The following is an 8,721-nucleotide window of genomic DNA, read 5'->3' on the forward strand; positions in this document are numbered from 1 at the left end:
AACGCTGTTTTTCACAGCAGGATAGCTGTCAAGCAGGCTTTTATCTGCCCTGCCCAAATCAACAAATATTGCTTTGTCTATGCAGCCTATTGGAATCGCTTTTTTATCAAATGATCCAAACTGGGAAGTTCTTACACCGCTTTTGATATCAATATCAGCAGTTGAGAGCCTAGTATCGCAAAGCCTGTCCTGCACCATCGCGATTGCCTTAAACCCAAATGTAAGTACAAATATCACAACAATAACTGCAATCAATTGTTTTATCAGTTCGCTTTGCATTTTCTATTTTCTTATTTTTTTAAATCATCTCTTGGTAATGTAATCATTTTATTCTTTTGATTAAAAAAGTTGATTGAGGTTCAAAACCTATTTTAGTCCATGTTTTCATAGCAATTTCATTGGAATTATAAACATTTGTTCTTACATATTTTATTCCTTTGTCTTTAAAAAATTTCAATGCAACATTAGTCAATGCTTTTGCTACTCCTTTTCCCCTATAATCTTTATGTGTCGTAGCTGAATTTAGGTAACCATATTTTTTGATTTTGAAACAATCTTCATTTTTTTTAATAAAAAATTCAATAAAACCAATAACTTTTCCATCCATCTCCGCAACAAAAATATGATTGCTTCTTTTTCTTATATTTTTTTTAGCAAATTCTATTTGATTTTTTAAAGTCAACTTCTTTTCAAATTCCAATAATGGATCAACTTTCTTATGAGGTACCCAGAATTGAAAATATAATCTAGCTAAATCTTCTGCATCAGTTGTTCTTGATTTTCTAATTTTAAATGTCATATTTTACTATTATTTTCTTTGGTATTTAAATATTATTACTCAAGCGGTATTAACTTGAGAATGGTACATTGCATAATACGCAGAAATAACAACCCAATCTTCATGCTTAAGCTCATTTAAGTCTGTCATGACAATCAGATTATGGCCTGCCTTGCTGCTATGCCCGCTGCTCAGGTGCTCATTTGGCTTTGAAATTCTCAGCCCTCTTTCTTCCTTTGCCCTTTTCAATGCTTTCACAATAGTGTCTTTTGCTTTCATTTGAACGCCAAATTAACAAATTTTTCTGCCCCATGCAGCACATAATGATTATTTACAATCTCTCTGATTATGGCTTTATCCCTTTGTTTTTTAAATTCATTAGATGCCATCATCACCATATTAATTTCCTTTCCGTATTTCGCATATATTTCTTTTGCTATTTTATCAATCCCGGTTTTTACTTTGCCCACAACCAACACATCAATATCGCTCTTTTTTGCTGCTGCGCCTTTTGCATATGATCCAAACAAGATAACCGCGCTTATGTTTGCTTTTGCCTGTATAGAATTAATAAGATCCTCCAAAATCAGCTTTAATTCCTTGTTTGCAGTATAAAATTTTTCTTTTTTTCCAGCTCTTCCCTCTGTTCTTTTATTATGCTGCTCAAGTCCATATGTTTATAATAGAAAGCTTATTTATGAAGTTTTCTATTTCATTAGAAAGCTTTTAACACACCAATTCAAAGCCATTATCACTTCTGATATCAATATCAGCAGTTGAGAGCCTAGTATCGCAAAGCTTGTAAAGCACCATATATTCCAAAAAATCTAATATTGAAACAGCCAAACATATAGGCAGCGGCAGCTAAAAATACTATTTTTAACATTTACCTCTTATTTGGCTTCATATTGAGAATCCTATGCAAAGTAATGCAACACCAATAAACAATGATGTTCTGGATTTCTGTGAAAAGTACGATCTCAATATTGATTCTACTAGAAAGCCGTCCTTATAACAAACCATATCACCCTTAAAAAAACAAGAACAGGCAATGGCCTTGATTTGACAATGATCTTCCCTTTTTTTATCGCTGCAATAACAGAATTTACATCTTTTTTTGAATCAATCAAAGAATAAGTATAATTCATCTGCCACAGCCTGTGAAGATCAGAATTCCCAACAAGAGGCAGCTTAAACTTGTGCGCAAGCTTTACAGCTTTTTTATTAAAGTTTAAAAATTTAGTGTAAAAATGGCAGAATTCAATTCCGTCAAAGCATTCCCTGTTTTTTACAAGCTTTGAAAAGAGCGAGATAAAATGATGGTGCGGCAGGAATGGATGCGGCGCAATAACAAGATTGTTTTTTCTTTTCAGTTTTTTTAAATCGCTGAAAGTTTTTATTTTCTTGATTTCACTGTCTTTAAAATTATACAATAAAGCCTCTTTTCCTTCAATTAAAATCTCTGCGCCAGGCACCAATAAAATCCCTTTCTTAGCGGCATAATCCGCAATTTCCTTGCTGTAATATAGCTGCCTGTGATGCGTTATTGCCAAAACCTCAAATCCGAGTTCAGAAGCATAATCAATCAGTTCTTTCGGAGAATATTTTATATAACATCTGTCTATAGGGTCTTTATCCGTATGAATATGCAAATCCGCTTTGAGCATTTACGCATAAAAAAAGAAAAAGTTATTAAATGTTGGCTTTTTTACATGCATCATGTTAGTTGGGGTAGTTGGAAAGGCCAACGTTGGAAAGAGCACTTTTTTTAAGGCTGCTACTTTGGCAGAGGTTGAAATAGCAAATTACCCTTTCGCAACAATAAGGCCGAACAGCGGAGTCGGCTATGTGAAAATAGACTGCGCAGACAAATTTTTTAACACGCAATGCAACCCGAGAGAGGGATTCTGCATAGAGCATAAGCGCTTTGTGCCTGTGCAGCTGATTGATGTTGCCGGGCTTGTTCCTGGCGCGCATGAAGGCAAAGGCATGGGCAACCAGTTCCTTGATGATTTAAGGCAGGCGGATGTCCTGATACATGTTGTTGATATTGCCGGCACAACAAACGAAAAAGGAGAGCCGATAGAGACTTTGTCATATGATCCTGCAAAAGACATAAGATTCCTTGAAGAAGAGCTGGATTTCTGGATTTTAAGATTAATAAAAAAAGGATGGGATAAATTTGCGCGGACAACTCAGCAGACTCATGGAGAGCTTAACAAGGCAATAACAAGCCATCTTTCAGGGCTGAATGTAAAGGAAGAATTGGTTAAGGAAATAATTGGCGGATTTGGATTGGCTGATAAGAGCCTGGTGGAATGGGGCGAGGAAGACTTGGTGAGAATTGCTTCTGAAATCAGAAGAAAAACCAAGCCCATGATAATTGCCTGCAACAAAATAGACATTCCCGGCGCAGATGAAAATTTTAGAAGAATGCAGCAGGAATTCCCCGATAGGATGCTTGTAAGATGCAGCGCAGACTCAGAGCTTGCATTGAGGGAAGCTGCAAAGCATGGCCTGATCAGTTATATTCCGGGAGAAAAAAAATTCGGGATGAAAGAAAGCGCAAATCTGTCTGAAAAGCAGAAAGCTGCATTGAATTTTATAAAAACAAATGTTCTTGATAAATATGGCTCAACAGGAGTGCAGGATGTTTTAGACAAGGCTGTGTTTGATGTTCTGAAATACATCCCGATCTTCCCCGGAGGGGTTAATAAGCTGGCTGACCAGAAAGGGAATATCATGCCGGATTGCTTCCTGCTTCCTGGAAATTCAACGGCGCTTGACTTCGCTTACAGGCTCCATACAGATTTCGGAAACAAGTTTATACGCGCAATAGACGTAAAGACAAAGCTGACTGTCGGCAAGGATCACAGGCTCAAGCCAGGGGATGTTATAGAGATTGTTGCGGATAAATAGCTGCATGACTTTAGTAAGAAGTTTATGAAGGTATACTGGGTATACCGAGTATACTAATTAAAACTTTATTTCTTCCCTTCCATCCTGCTTCTTAGTCTTTTAAAGCTTTCCATGACATCAATCATATACTTCCCTTCTTCAAGCTTGAAGATCAAAGGCTCGCCCTTGAACAGATGCACCAGATCCAGCTCGTATTTTCCGGGCGTTACAATCCTTATGCTTTCAAGGTCAAGTACAACAGGCTGGTCTTTGTCAATTTCGCTTCCGACAAGGTCAAAAACATCTCGTTCAATCTGCATCTTCTCATCTTTGGATAAATGAACGCTGCTTGTCAGCTTTTTGACTTCGTCAAGCTTTTCTTTCTTGATATAAAAGAATAATCTTCCCCCGCATTTGCAGCCTTTCAGGATCTCAGCAGAGCCGTCTTCATAGAATGTGTTGCATCTTACGCATTGATGGGGCATCTTTATCTTTTCTTTTTCTTCAGATCCTGTGTGAACAGCTGTATCTTGTCAGGATCTTTCTTGATTTCCTTTACAATATTCGCAGGGCCTATGACAGTCAAGCCCTGCCTGTCGCCTAGCAGCGCATTTGCCAGGCCAACCTTAACCTTATCAAACATTGCAGCTTTCTTTTCTTCCGGGTTAATGACAGCAAGCTCTATTCCCTTGAAATCAGCGTTTATCTCTTCCATTGTGGCTTTGATAAGCTCAGCTTCCTCTTCCTTTTTTAATCTTCCCTGCAGCAGAACAATCTTGTTTTCTTTTGCAATATTCAAAAGCTTCCTGATTCTGCCCAGTGAACTTAAGCTCGCTATTTCGCCGTAAGGCACGATTTGTAATGTTAACATTTAACCTCTTTTTTATCCTGCTATTTTAAACAATGCTTCATAAAACTCATCTAAGTTGTTTCCATATTTTGCAGATATGCCCACAATGCTGTATTGCGGGAATGCCGCCTGTATTTTCTTTACATTCGCTTTCTTCAGGTCAATCTTATTGGCGACAAGCAGCACAGGAATATCCCTTGCCTGCAAATTCCCAATTATTGTTATATTAACCTGGCTGTAAGGGTCTATTGTTGAATCAAGAACAACAATCACAATATCCATTTCATCGAGCCATTTTATTGAGTCTATGACGCCTTTTGTGGCTTCTTTTGCCCTTTGCTTTGCCTCAGTTTCCTTTAATCCTGCTTTCATGAAATCTTCATAGTCTATTTTGGTTGCAATTCCCGGCGTGTCAACAAGATTGAAGCTTAACTCCTTGCCTTTTGACTTGATATTGATCTGCTCCTTTATCTGTATCTCTCTTGTTTCATGCGCAATGTTAGAAACAGTCCCCATGTCCTCTCCGAGCCAGTCCTGGCAGATCTTGTTTGCCAAAGTTGTCTTGCCGCTGTTCGGAGGCCCATAAAGACCCAGCTTTACATGCTTCTTTTTCTTGAACAAGCTATTAAGAACCCTGTTTATGAACCGCTTTATTGCACCGATCATTGAGCACCGCTTTTTATTATGATTTATTTTAATTTATTTGTTTAATTTATATACTTTTCGATTAATTTTTGTTAAATGCAATTCAAGAACCCACTAGCTCCGATACTTAACTGTAAAATTTGTTGAGAGAACATATTTTTCTTAACTTTTTCTTAACTTGATTTAAATATAACTTGTATTTATTATTAAGTATGGACTGGAATAAATTTGCGTGGTTAAATAGAGGGGGTAGGAGAAAGAAGATTCTTTCATTATTGCAAAATTCAAATAGGCCACTTACAATTAAAGAAATTAAAAATAATGCACAGATTGCAATATCACAAGCTTCAGTAACTATTTCTGAATTATATCAGCAAGGATTAATCTCCTGTAAAAACCCTAATGATAAAATCGGAAAGCTATACGAGATTAATAAAATGGGTAAAGAATTGTTAAATATATTGGAACAGAACAAGAATGATTAGGAAAATCATGAAAGACTTAAAAATTGTCAAAGGAATGAAGAAATATTGTGAATACTTTGATTTACCATTATCGCATCTTGTAGAAATAATGAGTGACTTAAAAGTAATTCCCATGTTGAGAGGCAAAGGATTCGAATTTACAGTTTCTGATTTTCTAAAAGAGAATTTATCTTCTGAAAAATGGATTATTTCAAATCCAAATATTAATGCACAATCTGAAGTTCATGATGTGGACGTATATGTTATCAGAAAAAAAGATAATAAACAGATTAGAATTGAATGTAAACTTGCAGGCAAGGATTCTTTTGATAGAGATATTGATAACCTCACATTTAAAGTTAAATGTATGCGAAGTAGAACAATAAGCGATAATGAGGTAGCAACAAGAATGTCCAAAAAGTACGGGGTAGAAAGAAAACTGGTTTTATTTCATGCAGATAACTACCGAGAAGATGATTTTGATTATGTAATTGCAAGTATGGGTAATTCATTTTGGACAACAAAGAACCAAAAATATGTCTTTGAATGTACTGATGATGATAAAAACATTCTCTCAAAACTGTTTCCTAAATATTTCAAGGGGGTAAAAAGTATAAATGAATTCAAAAAGAAAGTCTTTAACTTTTTGTTAATAGCACGTTCAAAAGATATTAAAGTTTCAAAAACAAATAATATACTCTGTACCAGACGTAAATGTATAAATAATGGCACTTCAACCAACTGCGGCTTTATACCTAACTATCCACTAGTTAATTTGAAAGACGTTGCTGAGGGTAATGGTTCTTGGAAAATCCTTTCTGACTTAAACTTAGGGGATTTCTTTAATCGATTTTTAGAAAAATGAATTTAGTGTTGGCTTAGAATTATTATAATTAATGATGAATATCTCTTTACCTTTATACCTTCTTCCAGTATGTTTTTTATATTTTGAATCTCCATTTTTGCTTTGGTCATCAGTTCTATAAATCATATAGTTCCATTCTTTATCCATTATTGCTTTAGCCCAAGAATAAAGTTCTTTTATTTCGCCATTATTGTCGTAAGTTAATAAAAATTTCAATCTATTAGAATTTTTCTTTAATATGTTCATTAAGCGAAGATGATCTCCTTTATTAAAAGAAAAAGCATAAAATTTATCTTGATCTCTATTGAAATATGGGGGGTCTAAAAAAATAAATGCACCATCAGATGCATTGTTTATAACTTCTTCAAAGTCTTTGTTTAATATCTCTACATTTCTTAGTTTATCAGATATTTTAAGTAGATGACTTCTCCAATTCTCGGGCCTCATACTAAATTTATCACCATAACCCCAATAGCAATTTTTTATATTCATAATTCCTGAATATGATGTTCTATTGAGATAAAACCATCTAGCAGCTTTCTCTAGTTTATTTTTTGGTTTAAATTCATTTTTAAAAAAGGCATGTTTTTCTTTAGAAGCAGGAATACCTTTCAGAAACTCGGCCATCTTTTCAGGACAATCTCTGATATTGATCAGGCAATTTATTAATTCTGGGTCTATATCATTTAAAATATTTTTTTCAACTTTTTCTTTTGCAAAAAATATGGATGCCCCACCACACATAGGTTCAACATAACATTTATGTTTAGGTACATGTTCTAATATAAGCTTTCTTGCATAAAATTTTCCCCCAGGATATCTAAAAGGCGAGTTTATAGCAACCATTTTCTTAACCTAATCGTAACTTATTATTAAGTTTATCGGTTTTAAGTCCTTAATAATAAAGCAGGAATCTCTAGTTTATAAAATCTTGTGTTTTAATTATTTTATTTATTCTGATGTGAGTGTAACTCATTTTACTTTCAAACTATCAATCAAAATATCCCTCACTTTATCCAGATCTTCCTCATTGACAGCCCTTCTCATCTGCATCCTTGCCGATGCCTTTGCAAGCCTCATCAGCCCGGCGATCAGCCTTGGCGAAACATCCATTACAAAGCTTCTTTCCCTTTCTTTCATGTCGCCTGCAAATTCAACAATCTTCTTCTGGAGATCTGTGGGGAATTCAACATCTAATTTTTTGCAGTAGCTGATGTACTCCTTTATAAAAGAAATATCTGATGAGCTTAATTCCTTTGTTTTTTGCCTCGCCATCTTTTTTGCAATATCCATGAAGCGCCTTAATGATGGCTTTCTGATGATAAAGACAATATGAAACCTTGTCAGCAGCGCAGGCTCAAGAGGGATCTGCTTTCTTAACAGCTCAATATCTGTGCTTGTAAACCTATCTTTAAGCGGATTTGCAGTTGCCAGGACTTTCACATCAGCATTCAGCTGCATGCTTTTGCCAGCTTTGTCATAGCTTATGAATCCTTTTTCCATTGCATTGTAAAGATAGCCAAGATCATCCTTTCTTATCAGATTAAGCTCATCTATGCAGCAGATGCCGCCATTGGCTTTCGGCAGCAATCCCATGACAAGCTCATCGCCTTTGAACATCAGCCCTAACCCGGCTCCTGAAATGCCTGATCCCAATCCAAAGCTTGCAACAGGGCTTAGCTCTGCAGCTGCTCTTATTATGTCTGTCTTGCCAGTTGCTGGGTCGCCTAAAAGAAGAATGTGCACTCTTTCATCAGCAAACAGCTGCAGGGAAACAGCCTCCTTTATTCTGTGCAATCCTACAATATGCGGGGCAATGATCTCAATCATCACATCAGCCGCATTTTCTGAAAATTCCTTGAATGCCTTCTTTTTGACCTGGCTGATTATCTTTTCATTTATTTCTTTGGTAAATTCATCCTGGGAATCCTGCAGTATTGTAAAATGCCTGCGCTTTAATATTAAGTCAGAAACTCCCAGCGTGAGGCTTGAAAAAGCTGCTTTCCTTAATTTAACCAGCCTTTTCAGTTTCCTGATTTCATTGGCATAAAGAAATTCTTCAAGCTCTTCTGCCTTCTCTTTTTCCTTTTTGGATAAAGGCCTTAATAGTTTGAATAAGTCGATAAGCCACATGAGGAGAGCAAACATATTGCTTATTATAAATATTTCTATTCTGGAGTGGCAATAAAGGTTTTTTTGAGAAAGATTTATATATTCAAAC

At 35.7% G+C, this 8,721-nt stretch carries 13 protein-coding genes; 3 read left to right on the forward strand and 10 right to left on the reverse strand.

Features of this window, described 5'->3' with window-relative positions:
- The 5 genes from HYU07_03480 to HYU07_03500 all read right to left on the reverse strand — a co-directional run.
- Positions 1-279 (reverse strand): hypothetical protein (locus HYU07_03480; GenBank protein MBI2129276.1); only part of this gene is annotated, 279 nt, incomplete at its 3' end.
- A gap of 43 nt (positions 280-322) precedes the next feature.
- A complete protein-coding gene (locus HYU07_03485) occupies positions 323-799 on the reverse strand; it encodes a GNAT family N-acetyltransferase (protein ID MBI2129277.1) in 477 nt (158 codons plus the stop codon).
- 39 nt (positions 800-838) lie between these two features.
- A complete protein-coding gene (locus HYU07_03490; protein MBI2129278.1) occupies positions 839-1,057 on the reverse strand; it encodes a hypothetical protein in 219 nt (72 codons plus the stop codon).
- Complete coding sequence (locus HYU07_03495; GenBank protein MBI2129279.1) at positions 1,054-1,362, reverse strand: nucleotidyltransferase domain-containing protein; 309 nt, start codon at positions 1,360-1,362, stop codon at positions 1,054-1,056. The genes HYU07_03490 and HYU07_03495 overlap by 4 nt, the downstream gene beginning before the upstream one ends.
- Before the next feature lie 411 nt (positions 1,363-1,773).
- Positions 1,774-2,445 carry a PHP domain-containing protein gene (locus tag HYU07_03500; protein ID MBI2129280.1) on the reverse strand — a complete coding sequence of 224 codons (672 nt, stop codon included), beginning with the start codon at positions 2,443-2,445 and terminating at the stop codon, positions 1,774-1,776.
- A gap of 49 nt (positions 2,446-2,494) precedes the next feature.
- Here HYU07_03500 and HYU07_03505 point away from each other — a divergent pair, with 49 nt between their 5' ends.
- The gene (locus HYU07_03505) at positions 2,495-3,697 is read left to right on the forward strand and encodes a redox-regulated ATPase YchF (GenBank protein ID MBI2129281.1); all 1,203 of its coding nucleotides are present in this window, start codon (positions 2,495-2,497) and stop codon (positions 3,695-3,697) included.
- A 65-nt stretch (positions 3,698-3,762) separates the two neighbouring features.
- On the opposite strand, the gene HYU07_03510 is transcribed toward HYU07_03505, so the two are convergent.
- From HYU07_03510 to HYU07_03520, 3 genes are read right to left on the reverse strand one after another with little or no spacing between them, the layout of a single operon-like run.
- On the reverse strand, positions 3,763-4,161 hold the full coding sequence (locus tag HYU07_03510) for a hypothetical protein (GenBank protein ID MBI2129282.1): 399 nt from the start codon (positions 4,159-4,161) through the stop codon (positions 3,763-3,765).
- Between the two features lie 2 nt (positions 4,162-4,163).
- Positions 4,164-4,547 (reverse strand): DUF2073 domain-containing protein, encoded by a 384-nt coding sequence (locus HYU07_03515; protein ID MBI2129283.1) that lies wholly within the window; start codon positions 4,545-4,547, stop codon positions 4,164-4,166.
- 12 nt (positions 4,548-4,559) lie between these two features.
- Positions 4,560-5,192 (reverse strand): 50S ribosome-binding GTPase, encoded by a 633-nt coding sequence (locus HYU07_03520; GenBank protein ID MBI2129284.1) that lies wholly within the window; start codon positions 5,190-5,192, stop codon positions 4,560-4,562.
- 191 nt (positions 5,193-5,383) lie between these two features.
- Between HYU07_03520 and HYU07_03525 the strand changes: the two genes are divergently transcribed.
- Together HYU07_03525 and HYU07_03530 are read left to right on the forward strand one after the other, a co-directional pair.
- A complete protein-coding gene (locus tag HYU07_03525) occupies positions 5,384-5,656 on the forward strand; it encodes a hypothetical protein (protein ID MBI2129285.1) in 273 nt (90 codons plus the stop codon).
- A gap of 7 nt (positions 5,657-5,663) precedes the next feature.
- The gene (locus HYU07_03530; GenBank protein MBI2129286.1) at positions 5,664-6,500 is read left to right on the forward strand and encodes a hypothetical protein; all 837 of its coding nucleotides are present in this window, start codon (positions 5,664-5,666) and stop codon (positions 6,498-6,500) included.
- Here HYU07_03530 and HYU07_03535 read toward each other — a convergent pair.
- A complete protein-coding gene (locus HYU07_03535) occupies positions 6,489-7,346 on the reverse strand; it encodes a DNA adenine methylase (GenBank protein MBI2129287.1) in 858 nt (285 codons plus the stop codon). The genes HYU07_03530 and HYU07_03535 overlap by 12 nt on opposite strands.
- Before the next feature lie 126 nt (positions 7,347-7,472).
- Positions 7,473-8,633 (reverse strand): hypothetical protein, encoded by a 1,161-nt coding sequence (locus HYU07_03540; protein ID MBI2129288.1) that lies wholly within the window; start codon positions 8,631-8,633, stop codon positions 7,473-7,475.
- Positions 8,634-8,721 lie beyond the last annotated feature (88 nt).

The sequence above is a fragment of the Candidatus Woesearchaeota archaeon genome (assembly GCA_016180285.1).
Taxonomy (GTDB): Archaea; Nanobdellota; Nanobdellia; order Woesearchaeales; family JACPBO01; genus JACPBO01.